The sequence below is a fragment of the Burkholderia sp. TSV86 genome (assembly GCF_001522865.1).
Taxonomy (GTDB): domain Bacteria; phylum Pseudomonadota; class Gammaproteobacteria; order Burkholderiales; family Burkholderiaceae; genus Burkholderia.
Genome location: NZ_LOWB01000075.1, coordinates 157201 through 178957 on the forward strand (window position 1 = coordinate 157201; position 21757 = coordinate 178957).

At 66.6% G+C, this 21757-nt stretch carries 15 protein-coding genes; 6 read left to right on the plus strand and 9 right to left on the minus strand.

Annotation, left to right across the window (positions count from 1 at the left end; all coding sequences use genetic code 11):
* Positions 1 to 995 precede the first annotated feature (995 nt).
* The 3 genes from WS68_RS12805 to phaZ all read left to right on the plus strand — a co-directional run bounded on the left by WS68_RS12805 (position 996) and on the right by phaZ (position 4213).
* Entirely contained in the window at positions 996 to 1910 is a 915-nt protein-coding gene (locus WS68_RS12805) for a LysR family transcriptional regulator (protein WP_059571163.1), read from the plus strand.
* Between the two features lie 494 nt (positions 1911 to 2404).
* Positions 2405 to 2845 carry an SRPBCC family protein gene (locus tag WS68_RS12810; protein ID WP_059571164.1) on the plus strand — a complete coding sequence of 147 codons (441 nt, stop codon included), beginning with the start codon at positions 2405 to 2407 and terminating at the stop codon, positions 2843 to 2845.
* A 129-nt stretch (positions 2846 to 2974) separates the two neighbouring features.
* The gene (gene phaZ, locus WS68_RS12815) at positions 2975 to 4213 is read left to right on the plus strand and encodes a polyhydroxyalkanoate depolymerase (RefSeq protein ID WP_059571165.1); all 1239 of its coding nucleotides are present in this window, start codon (positions 2975 to 2977) and stop codon (positions 4211 to 4213) included.
* A 192-nt stretch (positions 4214 to 4405) separates the two neighbouring features.
* On the opposite strand, the gene WS68_RS12820 is transcribed toward phaZ, so the two are convergent.
* Complete coding sequence (locus WS68_RS12820; RefSeq protein WP_059571166.1) at positions 4406 to 6943, minus strand: penicillin-binding protein 1A; 2538 nt, start codon at positions 6941 to 6943, stop codon at positions 4406 to 4408.
* 217 nt (positions 6944 to 7160) lie between these two features.
* Here WS68_RS12820 and WS68_RS27640 point away from each other — a divergent pair, with 217 nt between their 5' ends.
* The gene (locus WS68_RS27640; protein ID WP_156429488.1) at positions 7161 to 7508 is read left to right on the plus strand and encodes a hypothetical protein; all 348 of its coding nucleotides are present in this window, start codon (positions 7161 to 7163) and stop codon (positions 7506 to 7508) included.
* A 77-nt stretch (positions 7509 to 7585) separates the two neighbouring features.
* Positions 7586 to 9709, plus strand: coding sequence for an alpha-galactosidase (locus WS68_RS12830; RefSeq protein WP_082710002.1), 2124 nt, complete (start codon positions 7586 to 7588; stop codon positions 9707 to 9709).
* 25 nt (positions 9710 to 9734) lie between these two features.
* On the opposite strand, the gene WS68_RS12835 is transcribed toward WS68_RS12830, so the two are convergent.
* From WS68_RS12835 to WS68_RS28355, 4 genes are all read right to left on the minus strand, one after another.
* Complete coding sequence (locus WS68_RS12835) at positions 9735 to 11303, minus strand: thioredoxin family protein (RefSeq protein WP_059571169.1); 1569 nt, start codon at positions 11301 to 11303, stop codon at positions 9735 to 9737.
* Between the two features lie 198 nt (positions 11304 to 11501).
* On the minus strand, positions 11502 to 12677 hold the full coding sequence (locus WS68_RS12840; protein ID WP_059571170.1) for a porin: 1176 nt from the start codon (positions 12675 to 12677) through the stop codon (positions 11502 to 11504).
* A 202-nt stretch (positions 12678 to 12879) separates the two neighbouring features.
* A complete protein-coding gene (locus WS68_RS12845) occupies positions 12880 to 14457 on the minus strand; it encodes an amidase (protein WP_059571171.1) in 1578 nt (525 codons plus the stop codon).
* Between the two features lie 68 nt (positions 14458 to 14525).
* The gene (locus WS68_RS28355; protein ID WP_197419598.1) at positions 14526 to 14798 is read right to left on the minus strand and encodes a hypothetical protein; all 273 of its coding nucleotides are present in this window, start codon (positions 14796 to 14798) and stop codon (positions 14526 to 14528) included.
* 27 nt (positions 14799 to 14825) lie between these two features.
* On the opposite strand from WS68_RS28355, the gene WS68_RS28360 reads away from it, so the two are divergent.
* Positions 14826 to 15149 (plus strand): hypothetical protein, encoded by a 324-nt coding sequence (locus WS68_RS28360; RefSeq protein WP_059571173.1) that lies wholly within the window; start codon positions 14826 to 14828, stop codon positions 15147 to 15149.
* Between the two features lie 77 nt (positions 15150 to 15226).
* On the opposite strand, the gene WS68_RS12860 is transcribed toward WS68_RS28360, so the two are convergent.
* The 4 genes from WS68_RS12860 to WS68_RS12880 all read right to left on the minus strand — a co-directional run bounded on the left by WS68_RS12860 (position 15227) and on the right by WS68_RS12880 (position 21753).
* The gene (locus tag WS68_RS12860; protein WP_082710004.1) at positions 15227 to 18406 is read right to left on the minus strand and encodes a multidrug efflux RND transporter permease subunit; all 3180 of its coding nucleotides are present in this window, start codon (positions 18404 to 18406) and stop codon (positions 15227 to 15229) included.
* Between the two features lie 75 nt (positions 18407 to 18481).
* Positions 18482 to 18721, minus strand: coding sequence for a hypothetical protein (locus WS68_RS12865; RefSeq protein ID WP_231753009.1), 240 nt, complete (start codon positions 18719 to 18721; stop codon positions 18482 to 18484).
* Between the two features lie 240 nt (positions 18722 to 18961).
* Positions 18962 to 20320 carry a metallopeptidase TldD-related protein gene (locus WS68_RS12875; RefSeq protein WP_059571176.1) on the minus strand — a complete coding sequence of 453 codons (1359 nt, stop codon included), beginning with the start codon at positions 20318 to 20320 and terminating at the stop codon, positions 18962 to 18964.
* The gene (locus WS68_RS12880) at positions 20320 to 21753 is read right to left on the minus strand and encodes a TldD/PmbA family protein (protein WP_059571177.1); all 1434 of its coding nucleotides are present in this window, start codon (positions 21751 to 21753) and stop codon (positions 20320 to 20322) included. The genes WS68_RS12875 and WS68_RS12880 overlap by 1 nt, the downstream gene beginning before the upstream one ends.
* Between the last annotated feature and the right edge of the window lie 4 nt (positions 21754 to 21757).

The window sequence follows — 21757 nt, forward strand, 5'->3', positions numbered from 1 at the left end:
AAATTCCTAACGAAATTCCTTCGTGATGAACGGCAGAATGCTTAGCCATACAACCAACGGCGCGCATCTGCCACGACGCCAAGCAAATACAATTCCGACCACAACTGCCGCTAGCCGTCTCGGAAATTAAAGCCAGTGCAACGCGCGTGCTCCAACCGCCACGCCATCACACAGCCAATACTCCACGGACCGCACGCAGCAAACAAAGCAATATGGCCGCTGTGCGCACGACACGCGATTCACGCAATGCAGCGGGCTTACCGGCATATAACGCCCGGCCGGCACACGTTGCATCCGCGCGATTCGTCCCCCCGCATCGCGGCACGCTCCCCGCTTATATGCTGCGCATCCGTCTTGTGCGGCACACAGCTCGCTTTAGCCGGAAAACGACAATGGCAAGCACTTACGCGCCTGCCGCCGGCAAACGACGTAACCAATCAAGCCGGCCGGTTGGCCAGCCTGCCTACGGAAAAATCGATTGCCGGAAAACCCGGCACGAACGACGCCAATGTCAAGCCATCCGCATCCGGCCGATCAAAAAGGCACAATTAATCGAATCGACCATCGAACCACTTCCGTCCAATGGCTGCGAACCTAAAACGGCAAGCGGCGCCCCGCCAGGACATAGCAGTCCGGCGTGTCGCAACAGCGGCTGACGCCCATGGCCCGCCACTCAGCTAGGCACAAGCTGAATGGCCAAGAGCACAGATATGGGTTTGGCGCCGGAAACCGGCATCCGGAATCTTCATCACGCGACGTGTCTCTCGATTCGCGTCGACGAAGTAGACAGGCAGCACGATCCCATCCACGACGCCGGCCCTCCGAACCATTGCGAGCGCGCGCTTTCGATAGCGATCTGCTGCCTCGTATGGCCCGTATTGGTATCGACAGGCGCATCGCCGCGCCCGGTTGTTTCGGCTCATTATCGCCATACTGTATGATCACAGTGACAGCAACTTTAGTGCACAGGCGTTGCCTGTTGAGGCAACATGCTTATGGATCAATCGTTCCAGGTCAATTTGAGCCGCCTGCGATATTTCCAGGCCATTCTCGAACACGGGTCGATCCGCTCCGCCGCCGAACGGCTGAACACCGCGCCGTCCGTGGTCAGCCGGCAATTGCACCTGCTCGAAAGCGAAATCGGCGCACCGCTGTTCGACCGCCGGCACCACGGCATGATCGCGACTGAAGCAGCCGATCTGCTGCTTGAATATGCACATGCATACAGAATCGGACTAGAGCAATTCCACGAATCGTTGCATGGCGAATTGCGCGGCCGCATTGAGATCGCACTGACGATCGGCTATGTCGAAAGTCTGATGGATTCGGTCGTCGCCGATTTCCTGAACCGGCACCCGCACGTATCGATCGAGTTGAACGTGCGCACGGCAAACAGCGTGGTGGACGACGTGCTGCGCAAGCGCGCCCATATCGGGCTCACGTACAACCCGTCGCTGCCGCCGGGCATTCGCGAATGTCTGAGCGTGTCGCACCCGACCTTTCTTGCCGTCGCCCCCGACCATCCGCTCACGCGCCACAACGGGCCGCTCGAGATGCGCGACGCCGTCCGCTACCCGCTCGCGATGATGCCCGCGCCGCATTTCGGTGTCGGCCAGATTGTCTATACCGTCGCGCATGCGGAAAACATTCCGCTCGCGCCGCGATTCGTCACGAACTCCCCGGCCGCATTGCGGCGCTTCGTCCGTTCAGGCGACGGCGTCGCGTTCCTGACGCATCTGCTGATTGCCGACGATCTCGACGAGGGCAAGATCATCGCGCTGCGCATGCGCAATCCGCTGTTCAATTCACCATGCGGAAAAGTGATCGTGCATGGTGAGCGCCCACTACCGCGCGCGGCAGCCGAGATCCTGACGCACATTCAACGCGACTTGCCGTCATTCAAACAGTAGCCGCGCGCCACATGCGCCGCCCCCGCCGTCATCGAGATCAGCAAACGCGCTGAGGAACGCAAGCTTGCCCGGCAGCGCCGCCGCCACAACGCTCTCGCGGCACATTAATCAGCGTGGGCAACGGCCGGACTTCGTCGATCGCCAACGGGCCGCCCCTTAGCCGTCGTAATGCATTGCGCGGCCCGACCCGCTTGTATGAACCCGGCATCAACGCCCCGGCAAGCGGGCCACGCGCTGCGCGCACGCCGGTCAATCCGGCCGCACGGATATTCGGCAGACGTTATATGTATATGAATGGAAAGCCCGTGTGCGGCACGACGCTCCCGGCAAGTGGCAGGTGCGTTGCCGCCGCGCTTGTCGTTGTCGTTGCCAATGCCGAAGCCAACGCAACGCACGTAATTACCCCAGTTGATTATTACATTAATCAATGTCACATTTTGTGCAGGCGCATGCCGATCGGCGCCGTCTTTTCCCCTCCGACACGCGAGCGTCCCATGACACGACAACGGATAGAAATCGCCGAAGAGTTTGATGCGCCGGTTCAGCACGTCTTCCATTTCTTCAGCGAGCACGAGAATCTGGCCTCACTGTTCAAGCCGGCAAGTGTCCGCCGGATCAGCGATGGCGAAGCGGCCCGCAACGGCGTGGGCTCCGCTCGCGAGATGCGCGTTCCGGGCGCGCCGCCGTTCGTCGAAACCGTCACCGATTACCAGGAAAATCGACTGATCGAGTATCGGATCACGCGCGGCAGCCCATTGCGCGACCATCTCGGCGTGATGCGATTCGTGCCGATCGACGATCAGCGCACGTATTTTCACTATGTGATCACGTTCGGCGGCAAGGTGCCGTTCATCGCGCCGATCGTCCGGCACGTTCTCGAAAGAAGCGTCCGCCGCGGCATCGCGCGAGCACGAACGCGCTATCTGCACGCGTAAAGCGCAAACGAATCGTCCGGCATTGCGCCGCTGCTCCTGGTCATGCGGCGCAGGTCGGCCTATGCTGAAGCCATTGCGCAGCGCACGCCCGTTGCCGCCAGATCCCGATCCGCCAGGAGATCCCATTCGATGCTGTACGCGTGGCTCGAAATGCAACGCGAATTCGCCCGGACATGCCAGCCCTGGACGGGCGCCGCGCAGCGCGCGGGCTGGCTCGCACGCGCGCCGGGCTGGCCGACCTGGGGACCGATGGCCCGCGCTGCCGATGCCGTTCCCGCGCCGCCGCCGTTCGAGATCGATACGGTCGTCCCCGGCCACGCTGGAATCGCAATTGCGGTGCAAGAGCGGATCGTCGGCCACACGCCGTTCTGCACGCTGCGCCAGTTCGTGCGCCAAACCGCCGGCACGACGGCCGCGCGGGCGCCGATCCTGCTCTGCGCGCCGCTTGCCGGACATCATGCTGTCATGTTGCGTGAAACGGTCGAGACGCTGCTGGTCGCACACGATGTCTACATCACCGACTGGCACAACGCGCGCGACGTCCCGCGCGAGGCCGGCGCATTCAGCCTCGACGACTATGTGCAAACGCTCGAGCACTTCATCGTCGCCGCGCAAACGCAAGCGCACGGGCTGCATGTGATGGCGGTCTGCCAGGCGACCGCGCCCGCGCTCGCGGCCGCCGCGCTGCTCGCCGCTCGCGGCGTACACGTGGCGAGCATCGCACTGCTTGGCGGCCCGATCGACACGCGCGAGCATCCCACCCCCATCGATCGCTTCGCGCTCGGCCACGATCTCGATTGGTTCCGCCGCACCGTGATCGACACTGTGCCGCCGCCATATGCAGGCGCCGGACGGCGCGTCTATCCGGGCTTCATCCAGCATGCGGCGATCGTCGCCGCGCATCCGCACCGGTGCATCGCACTCGAAAGCCGCTACTGGGCAGCCTGGCTGACGGGCGATTTAGCCGGCGCGGCATGCTGCATGCGCGAAATGAACGAATACGGCGCAGTGCTCGACATGACCGAGCGCTATTTTCTCGACACGATCCATGTGATCTTTCACGAGCAGCTGCTCGCCGACGGGCGCTGGTCGGTCGGCGAGCGCCGCGTCGAGCCGCGGCGGCTCACGCGCACGCCGCTCTGCACGGTCGAAGGCGGCCTCGACGACATCGCGGGCCCGGGCCAAACCCACGCGGCGCAACGCCTGTGCAGTGCATTGCCCGAAGCCGCGCGCGAGCGCATCACCGCGCCGGACTGCGATCACTACGATCTGTTCGTTGGGCCGCGCTGGCGGCAATCGGTCTATCCGGCGCTGGACGCGTTTTGGGCGCGCGTTGAAGCGGCGCATGCGCGCGGCGCGCTCCACTGAGCGTCGCGATCGCCACGCGCTTCGCCTCTCTTGCCGCGCCACGGTGTTCGAATCGACGGGCGGCGCGGACACGCACCGGCGGGCCCACGAGCGTGGCGCCCACGCATGCGCGCCGCGCGCTTCACCGCGTGCCGCCGGCTCTGGCCCACCGGCCGAGCGGGTCGACGCCGCCGATAAGCCGCCTCAGCCCCCTCAATTGCCCTCCGGCGCGCTTGCGGCGGGCGCATCGGGCGTCGGCGTCGGCGAAACCGGTTCGTCGCCGCTCGGCAGACCGCGCGCCGCATCCCCAGCCGGATGCGGCGCGGGCAGCAACGGGGCCTGCCCAGCAGAAGGAGCGAGCGGCACTGCTGGCGTAACGGCCGATGCCGGGTTCGCCGCCGACGCGGGTGCGCCCGCGTCGCTCGCCAACGCCGCTGCGGACGCGGCCGACGGCACGGCTTCAGACGCAGCCGCTTGCGCCTGTTCCGGCCCAGGCTGCTCCACTTCAGCCGCCGGTGCGCGCACGCCCGGCGGCGCGGGCGGCGGCGCCTCGTTGCGCGGCTGTGCTTTGTCGAACAGATAGCGATACCAATCGCGCAGCTTGCCGCGAAACGTCTCGAACGCGGTGGGCTGCGCCTGCGTGGCAAAGCGTTCGCGCGCATCGACGATCCGCGCGCGCAGCGCGCGCTGATAGAACTCGCCGACGATCGGCAGTGCGCTGCGCGCCCCCTGCCCCCAATCGCTGCCGAGCGTCACGCGGCCGTCGTCGAAACCAACCCACGCGCCCGCGACCAGCTGCGGCTGCATCAGGATGAACCAGCCGTCGGTATCGCCTTGCGTCGTGCCGGTCTTGCCCGCGACATCCGCGCGAATCCCGAAGCGCGTGCGGATCGCCGAGCCGGTGCCGCGCGCGATAACGCCGCGCATCACGTCGATCAGCGTGCGCGCGGCCGCCACGTCGAGCGCACGCTCGGGCGACGCGCTCGCGAATTCGACAAGCACGTTGCCGTGGCGATCCTCGATACGCGTGACCATGCGCGGCTCGACATATTCGCCGACGTTCGCGATCGTCGCATACGCTGACACCATCTCCTTCAACGTGACAGGGCTCGTGCCGAGCGCGAGCGACGGCACGGCTTCGAGCGCGCTGTCGCGCACGCCCATCGCGCGCGCGAGCCGCGCGACCTTCGCCGGGCCTACTTTCATCATCAGTTGCGCGGTGATCCGGTTGCGCGAATACGCGATCGCGTCGCGCAGCGCCATCGGCTTGCCCGTGGGCGGCGCGTCGTCGTCCGGCCGCCAGATCTCGCCGCCCTTCAAGGGAATCTCGACCGGCTGATCGACGAACGCGTCGTCGGGCGTCGCGCCCGCCGCGAACGCCGCGCCGTAGACGAACGGCTTAAATGTCGAGCCCGGCTGCCGCCGCGCCTGCTGCACATGATCGAACGGCTCGGTCGCGAAATCGCGGCTGCCGACCCACGCGGCAATCTGCCCGTTGCGCGGATCGATCGCGACGAAGCCGGCCTGCACGTCGGCCTTCGCGCGGCACAGCGCGCGCGTGAACGCGCGGTCCGCGAGCAGATGCTTGAGCGCGGCTTCGTCGGTCGCGCCGCCGTCCAGCGCCGTGCGGAATTCCGGCGTCTCGCGCACGAACGCGCGCATCAACGGGCTGCCGCTCGCGCAGCCACTGCCGGCGTTCCACATGCCGTTCGCGATCCGCTGCAACTGGCTGGTCTGCCGCGCAAGCGCCTGCGTCGCGTATGCCTGCAACCGCGAATCGATCGTCGTGCGCACGACGAGGCCGTCCGAGTAGATGTTGTAGTCGTTGCGGTCGGCCCAAGCAATCAGCCATTTGCGCAACTGCTGCGCGAAATGCGGGGCGGGGCCGGGCGGCTCTTTCTGCCGCTCGAAGTCGATGCGCAGCGGCTTTTTCGCCAGCGACGCATACGCGGCCGGCGACAGCTTTCCGTACTTCACCATCTGCGCCAGCACCGTGTTGCGCCGCGCGAGCGCGCGTTCGGGATTGAGCACCGGGTTGTAATAGCTGTTGCCCTTGAGTATGCCGACGAGCGTCGCGGCGTCGAGCGCGTCGAGCTGATCCGCCGATTTGTCGAAGTACGTGCGCGCCGCCATCTCGACGCCATAGGCGTTGTACAGGAACGGCACCGTATTCAGATAGGTCTCGAGGATCTGGTCCTTGCTATAGACCGCCTCGATTTTCAGCGCGGTGATCGCTTCCTTCAGCTTGCGTGTGAGCGTCGGCGCGCGGCCGATCTCGTCCGGATACAGATTGCGCGCGAGCTGCTGCGTGATTGTCGAGCCGCCCTGACGATCGCCGGAGAACGTGCGCAGCGCGGCGCCCGCCGTGCGCCGCCAGTCAAGGCCGTGATGCTGGTAGAAGCGGTGATCCTCGGTGGCAATCAGCGCGTCGACCACCTTCGGCGAAATGCCTGGCAACGGCACCCATTCGCGGTTCGACGGCTTGAACTCGGCGAGCAGCTTGCCGTCGGCGGACAAGATCTGCGCGGGCGCGTCCACGCGCGCCTTGCGGATATCGCCGATGCCCGGCGTGAACGGAATCAGCGCAAGCACGTACAACACGAAAAGCGCCGGAACGGCGGCGACGGCCAGCGCGACGCCGCGCCGCGTGGGATGGCGCAAACGCGTCAGCGCGGCGGCGGCAAGCGGCTTGGCCGCGGCGGACCAGGCCGTAAAACGGCTGGCGATAAACGAGAGAATTCGACGGTTCACGCAGCGGGGCGAACGAATGAGAAAGCGTGAATCGTATCAAACGTGAGACGGTGCGCAGCGCGCCGGAGTGATATAAAAAATAACGCGATTCCCACCCAGACCGGACCCAAATGGGTTTGATTTCAACGGTGGGCGTCGTCTTCAAAAACTTGCGCAGCAAGGCGCGGAGGCCCTCGTCCCGATGGTGGAACCGGTAGCAAGCTCCAGCCGGATAAAGATGGAAGAATTTTTGGGGCACGCCGCGGTATCGATAGAGCCAGTTCTTGGCGCAGATTCAGAAGCCTTCGATACCATTGATGCGATCTCGCCCGACGGGTTTGTCTTTCTCCTTGCACAAGATCACATGGCTGTCACGCAGCCGGAGCGTGGCATGGGCCCGCCATCCATCGGTGTAGTACAGCGCACCTTCTCGCGTATGCGTTTGGATCCACCCCATGATCGTTACTTGGTCACGCGTTGCAATCGGTACGGCCTTGACTTCGCCATTGCGTTTGACAATGCTCGTCTCGAAATCATCAGGATAACGATCGATTCCGTATCAAACGCACAAACCTTTGAAACGTAGCTAAACGCTGCCTTATAGTTATCTCCGACGAAGGTCCGCGCAAAGGATGTGGGATTCACTGCAACCAGGAGACAACCATGAGCTCAGCCGCCCCAAAAGCCACTCCCGGTGCATGGTCGGCCGTGTTGGCGATCGGCCTGGCCAGTGTCGTCGGAGCGTCCTGCGCAACGCCGCCACCTCCCGCCGCGCCGGACCGAACCGCGCATGTCGCTGCGCCGATGGGCTGGTCGTCGTGGAACAGCCTCGAGGAGAACGTCAGCTTCGACACGATCAAAGCTCAAGCGGACGGCATGGTCAGGCTGAACCGCGCGATCGAATCCGGCGCGAAATACGAATACGTCAACATCGACGAGGGCTGGTGGACGTCCGGACAGCGCGACGCAAACGGCAATTTCATCGTCGATACGCAGCAATGGCCGGGCGGCATGCAGGCAATCGCGCAATATATTCACAGCAAGGGCCTGAAGGCCGGTATCTATATCGACGCCGGTCCGCTCGGCTGCGGTTTTCGCCACGACGGCACGCGATTCGTCGGCAGCGACGTCGCACACTATCGAACCGATTTCCTGCAGTTCGCGCAATGGGGCTTCGATTTCGTGAAGGTCGATTTCTGTGGCGGCCGCGACGCCGGTTACGATCCGCAACAGGCATACACGGCGATTGCCGCCGCGATCGACGACGCCTACGCGAAAACCGGCCAGCGGCTCACGCTCAGCATCTGCGACTGGGGCACGATCGGCGGCGACCGCGCATTTCCCGATTACAACCAAGGCCCGTGGGACTGGGCGCCCGGCATCGGCCGAATGTGGCGCACCACTGACGACATCTACAAACACGACATCGGCGCGACGCAATTCGCCCGCGTCATCCGCAACTTCAACGGCAACGATTGGCCCGAGGCGCAGCACACCGGCTACTACAACGATCCCGACATGATGATCGCGGGCATGGGCATGTCGGCCACGCAAGATCGCGCGCACGTGAGCCTGTGGGCGATCGCCGGCGCGCCGCTGATTCTCGGCAACGATCTGTCGAAGCCGCTCGCCGCCGGTACGCTGGGCCTGCTGACCAACTCCGAAGTCATCGCAATCGATCAAGATCCGCTCGGGCTGCAAGGGCTGAAGGTCACACAATCCGGCGACGGCACACGGCAGGTGTGGGCGAAGCTGCTTGCGGGCAGCGGGCAGCGCGCGGTCGTCCTGCTCAACAACTCGAACACCGATGCGCCGATGACGTTCACCTGGGCGCAACTCGGCCTCGAGCCCGCCGAGCGCGCCGCGGTGCGCGACGTATGGGCACGCCAAGATCTCGGCATCGCGACGCAGTCGTACACCGTACCGCTCGTGCCGGCCGGCGGCGCGGTCATGCTGCGCGTCGGCGGGCGCGATGCCACGGATGAGCCCAAGCGGCCGAATGCATTCGGCGGCGACGGCATCGATGTATCGCACACGCGCTGCGACACATGCGAAGACGACGAAGATGACGAAGACAACTCATCAGAGCGGCACAGGCAGGCCACGGTCCGCGCGCATGTCAAATCGCGCACCACGGGCGGCTATATCGAAATCGCCTATGCGAATCCGCACAATGAAACGCGGTACGCGCGGCTTGCCGTCAACGGCAGCACCCCGACGACGCTCGCGTTCGCGCCGACCCTGGGCGCGGCGCGCACCGGCACCGTCATCGTCTATGCGCGCGTAAAGCCAGGGATGAATCAGATCGCGTTATCGAGTGTCGACGCGATGAAACCCATGCCCGGCATCCGCTCGGTCGCGTCTGTCGCCGGTCCGGTTCGCCTGCCCACGCCCCGCCCCGCCTATGAGGCCGCCGCGCATTCGAACACGCTCACGGGCGCAGCCCGCGTGCAAGTGTGCGCGGGTTGCGCAAGCGGCCAGGCCGTCGGGCAACTCGGCAACGGCGGGACGCTGACGATCAATCGGCTCGCGGCGCCAGCTGACGGCGCTTATAGCGTACAGATCGTGTTCGTGAACGGAGACAGCGTCGACCGTGTCGCGCAAATCAGCTTCAACAGCAGCGCGCCCGTGCCCGTCACATTTCCGACCACGGGCAATTGGGCCACGCCGTCGACGCTCACCGTCCACGGCATGTTTCGCGCGGGCCGCGCCAACACGCTGACGTTCTCGAATCCGTCCGCGCCCGCACCCGCCATCAACGGCATCGACATATCGACGCCGCAATGAAGGCGGCGGCAGAGCCTGATGCGCTTCAAGCCTTCGCGGGCTTGATCAGGCTCTCACAAGCGCCGGCTTGCGGATCGCCGGCCGGCAGCTTGCCGCACACGCCCTCGAACTGCTTGACGACCGCCTGCACCGTCGCATCGTGCGCGCCGCCCTGACGCCAGCGCACCAGCTGCGTGACGAGCCGCGTCAACGCGCGCTTGTTCGCGCCGTAGAACGCATTGCGCGTCTGGCCCGCCTGCGTCAGCACGTCGTTGGCAATCTGCTTGATGCGCGCCGCGTCGTCCGGTGCGAGATCGACGGCATTCGCGAAATATGCAGCGCCCCAACGCAGCCGCGTCGCCGGGCCGCTCGCCGCATCGTAGGCCTTGCGATACCAGTCGAGCGCGGCGGCCTTGTCGCCGCGCGCCTTCGCGTTCGCCGCCAGCCCCGACATGAAGAAGTACGGCGTCGGCGAACGGGGCAGCTCCGCCTTGAGCAGCGCGTCGGCCGCGTCGAACTGGCGGGCGTCGGTGAGCGTCGCGGCCGCTTCGCTGACGACCGCCTGCCGCGCATAAACATTCGTCGATTCGCCAACGGCCGCCGAGGTCTGCCGCCGCACTGCATCGGCAAGCGCGGCGGGCAGCGGCGCGCCCGGCTTCGTGTCGAGCCGCGCGAGCAGCACGCGGCCATGCAGCGCCATGGTCCGGTCGATCGCCGCGAGCGACGTATCCGTCGACAACCGTGCGAGCGCCGCATCGAACTGCTTCGCGAGCGCCGCGCGCTTGCCCGCGTCGTCACCGGCGACGTATTTGACAACGTCGTCCGGCGCGGCGATCAGCACATCGTAATCGCTGCGCGCGAGCTTCGGGTCGCCCAATGCATCGCGCACCGCGTTCGCGCCCGCCGCCTTGTCGATGTCGCCTTGCTGCGGCGGCTCGCCCGTTGCCGCCGACACCACCGCTTTCAGTTCGAGCCGCAGCGCTTCGGCGCTCGCGCGGTCCGCGCGCGCGTGCCGCGCGAGCGTTTGCAGCGTCGTCGCGACGCGCTCGGGCGGCACCGGCAGATCGCCGTCGGTATCCCACGAGTAATCGGCCAGCACCCGCCATTCGTCGGGCGACACATGCGCGCCGTCCTTCAGCGCGGCGGCAAGCGTTTGCTTGAACGGATGCGCGGCGTTCAGCCCGATCGACAATGCCTGCATGTAACGGTCGAGATCGACCTCGCCCGGCAGCCGCGTGACTTCGGTGCCGTCGGGTCGGAACAGGATCATCGTCGGATAGCCGCGCACCTTGAAGCGCTCGCCGATCTTCTGCGCGTTCTCGCTGTCGCCGTCAAGATAGACCGGCACGAAGAACGCCGAGCGCGCCTTGAACGCCTGCTGGCTGAATATCGTCGATTTCACCTGGTTGCATGACGGGCACCACACCGCGCCCCAATATAGAAACAACGGCTTGTTCGTGCGCTTGGCTTGCGCGAACGCCGCATCAACGTCGCCTTGCTGCCACGCGATGCCGGGCGGCAGATGCTCGGGGGCGTGCGGCGCGTCGGCCGCGAAACACGCGCTCGCGGCAGCCAGAAGCAGTGACGCGGTCAGCTTTCCAATCGCAGTTTTCATCGGTGAGCGTCCTGTTTGTCATGATGGGTGGATTCACGCGTGCGCCGCGACAGCGCAACGCGCCCGACTGTTCCTCGTCGCAAGCCGCCGCGCGGCATGGCCGCGAGAGGAAGGTATTTCATGCGGCGGCGCGCCGGGCTGCCCCAGCGCGCGAAACGCCCCGGCGCACGCAACAGGCGCCGGGCGATTCCATTCAGCTTAGAACTTGTGCCGGATGCCGACGATCGCGAGTTCCTGCGTATCGGTGCCGGAATTCGCGCCATACGAGCCGACTGACGCCTGCGCGTCGATCACCGCGCCATTCGCGCCGACCGTCCTGCCGCTCGCCTTCTGGTAGCCGAACAGCGCGTACAGATCGGTACGCTTGGACAGCGCGTAATCGGCGCCCAGATTCACCTGATGATAATGCGCGGAAGCCGGTCCTGTCAGCGACGTATAGCTGTAGCCGACGCCGGTGGTCAATGCCGGCGTGAACCGGTAATTGAAGAATCCCGAGCCGCTGTTGAATTTCGCGGTATTGCTGAATGCCGACAGCGAATCGCGGCCGTATTGCGTGTTCGAGTAAGCGAGGCCGAACGTCGCCGCGCCGAGTACGTATTGGCCCGCAGCGCGCACGCTCTTGATCGACTTCGCGCTCGCGAAGCCCTGGTTGATCACGGTGTTGAACAGCGTGTCCGAGCTGCCTGTCCACGTGCGCACGCCGTTGTTCGCGGTCGTTCCGCCGTCCGCGTACAGGTAGCCCGCGCCGAGCGACAGCGGGCCGTTCGTGTACGCCGCCGCGAAACTGTACGTGCGGCCGCTGCCGGTCGCCCCCGCGACACCACCGAAGCCGTACAGCGCCTCGAACTGCAAGCCCGACCACTGCGGGCTCACGTACTTCACCGAGTTGCTCACGCGCAGGCTGTTGTCGTAGTTGTCGAGATCGCCCGGCGTCGCGAACACGCCGCCGAAATAATTGTCCTCGGTGAGCCCTTGCACGAGATCGACGACCGGATCGTACTGGCGGCCAAGCGTCACCGTGCCCCACGTGTTGCTCGCCAACCCGACGATCGCCTTGCGCCCGAACTCGCGATTACCGCTTTGCACGCCGTTGCCGATGTTGAAGCCGTTTTCCAGTTGAAACACCGCCGCAAGGCCGCCGCCTAAATCTTCGCTGCCTTTCAGCCCCCAGCGGCTGCCCGACAGATTGCCGCTGCTGAATTTCACGAGCGTCGACTGGTTGCGGCCGTTTGCGTCCTGCGCATTGTGCGCATAGGCGATGCCGGCATCGACGATCCCATACAGCGTGACGCTGCTTTGCGCGGGCGCGGCGGCCGATAAAAGGAAGCCGGCGGGCAGCGCGAGCGCTGCCGCGAGTTGCTTGGTTTGCTTCATCTGATTGTCCTCGTCCGTAGGCGTGTTTTTGAAATCCGGAAACGATACGGGACAACGAACACGATGGGGAACCAATTAATTCTGCGATGTTTATGAAGCGGACGTCCGGCAAGCGGAACCGGTGAGGCGCAAGCGGCGCGGGGCGACGGCGGGACGCACCGCGCCCGGAGTCCTTCGCGTGCCGCATGCCACCGCATGCCGCTCACGCATCGAGCGGGGGAATATTCGACCGCTCGACATAGCGCGGCTCCTGCCGCCACTGCGTGGCCTGCTCGAACGCATAGCCGAGCGCGAGCAAACGCGCCTCGCTCCACGGCGCACCGACGAACGACAAACCAACCGGCAACCCGCGCACGAGGCCGGCCGGCACCGTTAAATGCGGGAAACCCGCGACTGCGGCAGGCGTCGAGAAACCGTCGCCGCTGCTGTCGCCATTGACGAGATCGGTCAGCCACGCCGTGCCGCCCGTCGGCGCGACGATCGCATCGAGCCGATGCTTGCGCAACACGCGCGCGAGCCCGTCGGTGCACGCACGGCGGCCGCAACGGATCAGCGCGCGCCGATAGGCGGCGCTGTCGAGTCCGCCGGCTGCCTGCGCACGAATCAGCATCTCCTGACCGAAGTACGGCATCTCCTTCGCGTGTTGCGCGTCGTTGAACGCGATCACGTCGGCAAGCGTGCGCACCAGCGCATCCGGCGCGAACGTGCGCAGCCACAGCGGCAGACCGTGTTTGAACTCGCAAAGCAGCACGGTCAGCTCGTCGTCCTGATAGTCGACCTTCTTCAGATCGACCGGATCGACGACCACCGCGCCCAGCTTCACCAGCTCGGCAATCGCGCGCTCGATCTGCGTATCAACTTCGTCGTGCCCGGTGAAGTACTCGCGCGCAACGCCGATGCGCGCGCCGCGCAGCGCATCCGGATCGAGCGCGCCCGCATAGTCGGCGGGCGGCGGCGCATTCGCCGTCGCGGAATCATTCGCGTCGCCGCCAGCGAGCGCGGCGAGCAACAGCGCGGCGTCGCGGACCGTGCGCGTGATCGGCCCGGCCGTATCCTGCGTATGCGACAGCGGCACGATTCCATCGCGGCTCACGCGCCCAAGCGTCGGCTTCAAGCCAACGCAGCCGTTGATCGACGCCGGCGACACGATCGAGCCGTCGGTCTCGGTGCCGACTGCCATCGGCACGAGGCCGGCCGCGACCGCGGCGGCCGAGCCCGAGCTCGAGCCGCTCGTGTTCCGATCGAGCGCATACGGATTGCGCGTCAGGCCGCCTCGACCGCTCCAGCCGCTGGTGGAGCGCGTCGAACGGAAGTTCGCCCATTCGCTCAGATTGGTTTTCGCGACGATCACCGCGCCCGCGCGACGCAACCGCGCGACGAGTTGCGCATCGCGCGCCGCGCGCACGCCGTCGAGCGCGAGCGAGCCGGCGGTGGTCGCCATCCGGTCGCCCGTCGCGATATTGTCCTTCAGCACGACGGCGACGCCGTGCAGCGGGCCGCGCACCGTGCCGGCGGCCCGCTCGGCGTCGAGCGTTCGCGCGATTGCGTCGGCGTCGGGATTCAGTTCGATGATCGCGTTCACGCACGGGCCGTCGCGGTCAATACGCGCGATGCGCTCGAACGCATCGCGCACCGACTGCGCCGCACTCGCCGCCGCGCCGGATGCGGGAGCGGCGGCGGAGCTGCCGGGCGGCGCGGAAATCGCGGCATGCGCGCTATCGAAAGCGTGCGGCATCGCAGTCAGCGCGCCGAGCGTGTGGAGAAAGTGACGTCGTTTCATATGGAGCGTTCTGTCTTCGGTTGAGCGGCAGCACGGGCAAAAGAGCGGTGCAGGGTGTCATCGCCCGCCTAGCGCGCGCCACGCCAAGACGGCCGCGTCGCTTCGGCGTGCATGCGTCCTTCAAGCGCCCGGGTCTGGCCGCGTCTGAGCCCGAGACGGTTTGCAGCGAACTTCAGGATGAACTTCGGCGACGAATCGCGATCCCTACATCTCGCGTTGGCGTTGGCGTTGGCGTTGGCGTTGGCGTTGGCGTTGGCGTTGGCGTTGGCGTTGGCGTTGGCGTTGGCGTTGGCGCGACGGCCGAGCCCGTTGCGTACCGCGCGGAATCGTCTCCCGTTCATTCAGGCAATTATCGTCTTAAGGATTCAATGAAGAAAGTCATCTCCGGTATCGCGCTTGTCGCCGTCGCCGGCTGGTTCGCCGCAACGACCACGGTGCTGCACGCGCCGAGCGAGCGCCCTTGCACGGACGCGTGGTTCGATCAGGTCGACCAGCAGCTCGCCATCGCCGACGACGCCGGGCACGGCCCCGATCCGGGCGGCAGCGAATGGCTGAGCGCGACCGAGCGCCGCGTGCAACTGCCTGCAAACGATCAATTGACCACGCAGGCGCGCTGCGACGCGATCCAGCATGCGCTTGCCAGCCGCACGACGATCATCAACCGGCATCTCGGCCTGAAATTCACGCTTTGACCAAACGGCCGCGCGCGGCACCGCCAAGCCCGGTGCGCCGAGCGCGCACGCCGCGCAACCGCAGCACGCGCGGTGCGTCAATCGTTCGCCGTCACGCTGCGGCCGCGCGGCTCGGGCGGCTGAACCGCAGCATCCGGCCCGCCGGCGCACGCGCCGGCGGCTTGCGTCCCGCGCCGCTTGAGCGATGCGATCACGTAAAACGCCGCCGGCGCGAAGACGAGCCCAAACGCCGTCGCCGCCAACACCCCGCCGAACGCGCCCGTGCCAATCGAGCGCCGGCTCTCGGCACCCGCCCCCGTCGCGATCACGAGCGGCACGACGCCCAGCAAAAACGCCATCGACGTCATCACGATCGGCCGAAAACGCGCCGTGGCCGCATCGAGCACCGCATCGCGCAGCGGCGTGCCGCGCGCGTGGAGATCGCGCGCGAACTGCACGATCAAGATCGCGTTCTTCGCCGACAGCCCGATCACCGTGATCATCCCGACCTTGAAATACACGTCGTTCGGCATGCCGCGCGCAAGCGCAGCCGCAATCGCGCCGATCGCGCCGAGCGGCACGATCGCCAGCACCGACAGCGGAATCGTCCAGCTCTCGTACAGCGCGGCAAGCGCCATGAACACCGCCAGCACCGACAGGCCGATCAACAGCGGCGTCTGCCGGGCGGACAGCCGCTCCTCGCGCGCCGCGTCGACCCAGTCGTAGCCGATGCCGGCCGGCAACGCGGCCGCGAGCCGTTCCATCTCGGCCATCGCCGCGCCCGAGCTGTAGCCGTCGGCCGCGCGGCCGTTGATATCGAGCGACGGATAGCCGTTATAGCGGTTCAGCATCACGGGGCCGACTTCCCAATGCGGTGTCGCGATTGCCGACAGCGGCACCATGTCGCCCGTGCGGTTCGGCACCATCAGCTTCATCAGTTGATCATCGGTGCTGCGCGAACCCGCGTCGGCCTCGATGATCACGCGCCGCATCCGGCCCGCCGACGGATAGTCGTCGATATAGTTCGAGCCGAACGTGCCGCCGAGCAAGCCCGAGATCCGCTCGAACGGCACGCCGAGCGCATAAGCCTTCGCACGGTCGATGTCGAGTTCGACGCGCGGCGCGTCGGGCAGGTCCTCCGAGCGGACCGACGCCAGCACCGGGCTCGCCTTCGCCCGCTCGAACAGCTTGGCGCGCGCGGCCTTCAGCGCCGCGAGGCCGACGCCGCCGCGATCCTCCAGCCGGAACGTGAAGCCGTCCGAATGGCCGATGCCCGGCACCGACGGCGGCAGCGACGCCTGCACGTCGCCGTCGAGAATCCGGGCGAACGCGCCGTTCAAACGGTCGCGCAGCGCCATTGCGTCGATGTCGCGCGTGGCCCAGTCCTTCAGTTCGACAAACGCCATTCCGACGTTCTGCCCGCTGCCGGCAAAACTCCAGCCGATCAGGCTCGTCACGTTCGAAATCGCCGGCTCGCCGTGCAAGATCCGCTCGACGCGCTCGACGATCGCCATCGTGCGTGACTGCGTCGCGCCGGCGGGCAGTTGGATCATCACCTGTAACTGGCCCTGATCCTCGGTCGGCAAAAAGCCGCCCGGCAACGACCAGTACAGCAGCGCGCACACGGCAACTAACGCCGCATAAACCGCGGCGATAACGCCGGCGCGCTGTATCGTCCGCGCGACGATGCCGCGATAGCCAGCCTCGGCGCGCGCGAAGCCGGCCGCGAAGCGCTGCGCGGCCCACGCGCCCACGCCGCGCCGGCGCGCGCCGTGCGGCACCGGCTTGAGCAGGTTCGCGCACAGCGCGGGCGTCAGCGACAGCGCCATGAACGACGATACCAGCATCGACGCGATCATCGCCACCGCGAACTGCCGGTAGATTCCGCCGACGCCGCCCGGAAAGAACGCCATCGGCACAAACACGGCGGTCAGCACCGCGGTCACGCCGACGATCGCACCGCCGATGCGCTGCATCGCGCGGCGCGTCGCCTCGCGCGGCGGCACGCGTTCGTCCTCCATCACGCGATGCACGCTTTCGACGACGACGATCGCATCGTCCACCAGAATGCCGATCGCCAGCACGAGACCAAACATCGTGAACACGTTGATCGACAGCCCGAACAGCCACATCGCGCAGAACGCGCCCATCAGCGTGACCGGGATCACGACGGTCGGCACGAGCGTATAGCGCAACTCGCGCAGGAACAGCCACATCACGCAGAACACCAGCACAATCGCCTCGACGAGCGTGATCACCACCTCGTCGATCGCGATGCCGACGAAATGCGCGCCGTCGTATGGAATTTCGACCGCGACGCCCGGCGGCAGCGTCTTCGACAATTCGGCGATGCGCGCGCGAATCGCGTTCGACGTCTCGAGCGCGTTGCCGCGCGGGCCGAGCTGGATGCCGACCGTCGCCGCCTGCTTGCCGTTCAGCCGCGACCAGAACGAGTAATCGGAGCGGCCGACCTCCACGCGCGCGACGTCGGCCACATGCACGGCCGAGCCGTCGGGCCTGGATTTCAGCACGATCCGGCCGAACTCGGCCGGCGACACGAGCTGCCCCTTGACGATCACCGAAGCGGTGAGCTGCTGGCCGTTCGCGGCCGGCGCGTCGCCGATCGAGCCCGCCGTGACCGCCGCGTTCTGCGCGGCAACGGCGCTGATCACGTCGTCCGCGCCGAGCCCATATTCGCGCAGCTTCGACGGGTCGAGCCAGATCCGCAGCGCCTCGCCCGAATCCCACAGCTCGGCCGAGCCGACGCCCGGCGCGCGCTTGAGTTCGCGCAGCAGATAGCGGTCCAGATAGTCGCCGAGTTGCGCGGAATTGCGCGAGCCGTCGGTCGACGTCAGCGTGACGAGCATCAGGAACGTGTTCGCCGCCTTGAACACGCCGATGCCTTGCTGAACCACCTGCTGCGGCAGCCGCTGCTCGACCTTCTTCAGGCGGTTCTGCACATCGACAAACGCGATATCCGGATTGGCGCCGGGCGCGAACGTCACGTCGATTTCGAGGTTGCCGAGATTGTCGCTGTTCGTCTGGTAATAGAGCAGGTTGTCCGCACCGTCGAGGCTCTCCTCGATGATGCTGCCGACGTCGCTGTCGATCGTCTCCGACGACGCGCCCGGATAGCTCGCGTTGATCACGATGCGCGGCGGCGCAAGGCGCGGATACTGCGCGACCGGAAGCTGCGGAATCGCCAGCACGCCCGCGATGACGATCGCAAGCGCGACGATCCACGCGAAAACCGGACGATCGATGAAAAAAGACGGCATGCGTTGGCAAGTGTCAATGCGACGCGCGCGGCGGCGCGGCCCAAGCGCCGGCTGGCCGCTCGCGCGTGCGCTGGGTCAAAGGGAGGACGACGGTCGAGCCTCTGATACGACGTGCACGGCGCGCAGAAATTTACCGCGGTTTGCCGCCGTATCGACGGCAAACCGATCGAAACCGCTGTCGCGGCGCAAATCGGCGAACAATCCTTGCGGATCGACGTGAAAATGGAGAAATGGCTTGCCTCGCAAGTAGAAAACGCCGCGCGACCGTTCTTTCAGACCGGGCAGCGCGCGAAGCTCGACGAGCAGATCCTCCAACCTGTCCAATGCCGTGGCATCAGCATGTTTCATTGTTTCCCCCGTCCTTGGCACAACGGCGAGTCGAGACGATCGCATCCGCCCGGCGCCTAGTCAACGTCTGGCTCATGCCACGCCAAGCGCGGCACGGCGACGAATACGCCATCGCGAAATCACGGAATCGCGCCGCGCCGCTCGCGAAGCCGAATTCGCGATGCAACGCCCGCGCCCGGCCGGCACCGGCCGCCATTATCGCGCTCGTTACAACGTCAGTTCGAACGCGCTCGCCAGCAGCCCCGGCACCTTCATGCCGCCCGTCTTGCGTTCGTGATACGACCGGTCGTCGAGCAGCAGTTGCGGCGTGGCGCCGAGCTGCTCCAGCTCGCTGCCGAGCAGCCGGTACGCGCTGTCGTCGAAACGCATTGCGTCGACGGGCGCGACGATCTTGCCGCCTTCGACCCAGAACGTCGCGAAGCGCGTCATCCCGGTGATTCGGCAATTGATCCGGTCGGAGAAATTCAGATACCAGAGATTGCCGACATAGAGGCCCGTGTCGAGCGCGGTGAGCACGTCGGCTTCGGCCAGCGCGCCGCCGGCGATCGACAGCGTCTCGGGCATCTCGTCGGCCGGCGCGCCGTTCGGCTGCAAGCCGTGCTCGCGCGCGCTGCGCGCGCTGACGAGCCGCCCGGCGCTGCGCCCGGCGGCCACGAGCGGCACGCTATCGCGCCGGTAGCCGTCCGCATTGAACGCGGGCGCGATACCGAGCGAAAAATCCTCGGCGATTTCGACGCGCGGATCGAACGCCGCATCGCCCGCGTGCAGCCGGTGCAGATTGCTGCGCGCGGCCGCATGCGCACGCGCGGAAAATCCGTCCCAGCTCAGCAATGCGGCAATCTCCTGCACCGCCGCCGGCGCGAAATACGCGCGATAGCGCCCCGGCGCGAGCGGCTTCGGCGCGCGGCCGAGCACCGGCAACCGTGCGGCGGCCTCGGTGAGCTTGCGTGCGAACGTATCGTCGTGCCAATCGTCGCCCGCATAGACGGTTTGGATCGCGCGGCCGCTCGCGTCGTACAGCGACCAGCTGAAATTGAAATTCTCGACCTCGTGCCAGCCGCGGCTGCCCGCCGTCGACGCAAAGCCGCGCGCGAGTGCGCCGCCCATGTAGAAGCCGACGAAATCGAGCCCGCGCGCGGCCTCGGCAACCGTGCGCGCCAATGCGTCGGGATCGGGCAGGCGGCCGGTGCGGCGCGTCGATGTGCGCCACACCGATGTGTCGAACAGCAGGTGCGGATCGTCCGGCGCATCGCGCAAACTGTCGCGCAGTGCCGTCAGCACGCCTGCCAGCTCGCGCAGATCCGCAGCGCCGCCGCTCACCGTCTGCGTGATGGAGCCCTGCCGCGCGCCGTCGACAAGCCGCACGGTCAATTTGCCTTGCAGCACGCGCCCGGTCTGGCGAATCCTGCCCGCGTTGAAGCGCACGAAATCGGATGTCTCGCCCGCGAACCACAGCAACACCGTCTCACCCGGCTGCTTCAGCCGCTCGGCCTCGTCGGCAAGCTGCGCGAAGTGCGCATGCCAATCGATCGCCGCGGCCTGCCCCTGTGCAAGGTAATCCGTCATCACGCGCCTCCGAACACGTCGACGTCGGCGAACACGCAGGCGGGCGCCGCGTGGCCGACACGAATAATCTGCGCGGGCTCGCCCTTGCCGCAATACGGCGTGCCGTACACACCGAAGGTGCTCGCGTCGCCGACCGCGCGCAAGCTGCGCCAGAAACTCGCGGAGATGCCGCGATAGTTGGGCCGCTTGACGACCTGCGTCAGCCGGCCGTTCTCGATGAGCTGCCCGAACTCGCAGCCGAACTGGAATTTGTTGCGATGATCGTCGATCGACCACGACGTATTGGTGCGCATCAGAATGCCGCGCTCGACGCCGGCGATCAATTCGTCGAGCGACTGCGAGCCGGGCTCGACGTTCAGGTTCGCCATCCGGTCGATCGGCGGGCGGTTCCAGCTCGATGCGCGCGCGTTCGCCACGCCCGGCAGCCCCGCGCGCGATTGCGACAGCGCGCCGCCCAGCGGCCGCTCGAGCACGCCGTCGCGAATCAGGTATTGCCGCTGCGCGGCGGTGCCGTCGTCGTCGAACGCGTAGGACGCCGCCTCGCCTGCCAGCGTCGGATCGAACGTGACGTTCAACAGCGGAGAGCCGTACTGGTACGAGCCGAACATCTCCGGTTTGACGAAGCTCCAGCCGGCGAAATTGCGCTCGTCGCCGAGAATCCGGTCGAGTTCGAGCGGATGGCCGATCGATTCGTGGATCTGAAGCATCATCTGATCGGGCATCAGCAGCAGATCGCGCCGCCCGCACGGGCAATTCGGCGCGGCGAGCAGTTGCAGCGCCTCGTCGGCGATCCGTGCACCCGCGCCGTCGAAGCCGTAGCGTGCGAGCACGTCGAGGCCGCCTTGCGCGAGCGTGCCGTAGCCGCTCAACGTGCGTACCTGCGTGTCGCCGTTCGCATGCGCGACGGCACTCAGTTGCGGCATCACGTAACGAAAGCGCTGCTCGATCCGCACGCCGTCGCTCGTCAGATAAAGCTGGTCGGTCTGCGCGAGTAGCACGCCGGCGCTGCGCTCGACGATCCGCGCATCGACGGCGGCCGCGGCGCATTCGTGCGCGAGCCGCTCGAGCCATTCAGCGCGGCTTGGCAACGGATCGTCCACGTGCGGCGACGCGTAACGGCCGCTCGCGTGCGGCCGCGCCAGCTCGCGATGGTCGATCAGCGACAGCGCCGCGCTCGCCTTCGCGCGCGCGGCGGCCACGTCGAGCGCCGCCTGCAGGCCGGCGGCCGACAAATCGGCGGTAGCCGCGTAGCCGGCGCCCGCGCCGGACCACGCAATCAGCATCGCGCCGCGATCGCGCACGCTCGCGAGCGGCTGCGCGACGCCGTTGCGGACTTCGTGCTCGTCGACCTGTTCGTCGACGACGCGCAGCGACCAAAAGCCCGCGTCACTGCGCAATTGGCGCGCGGCGTGCGCCCAGCGTTCGTCAATCATCTGT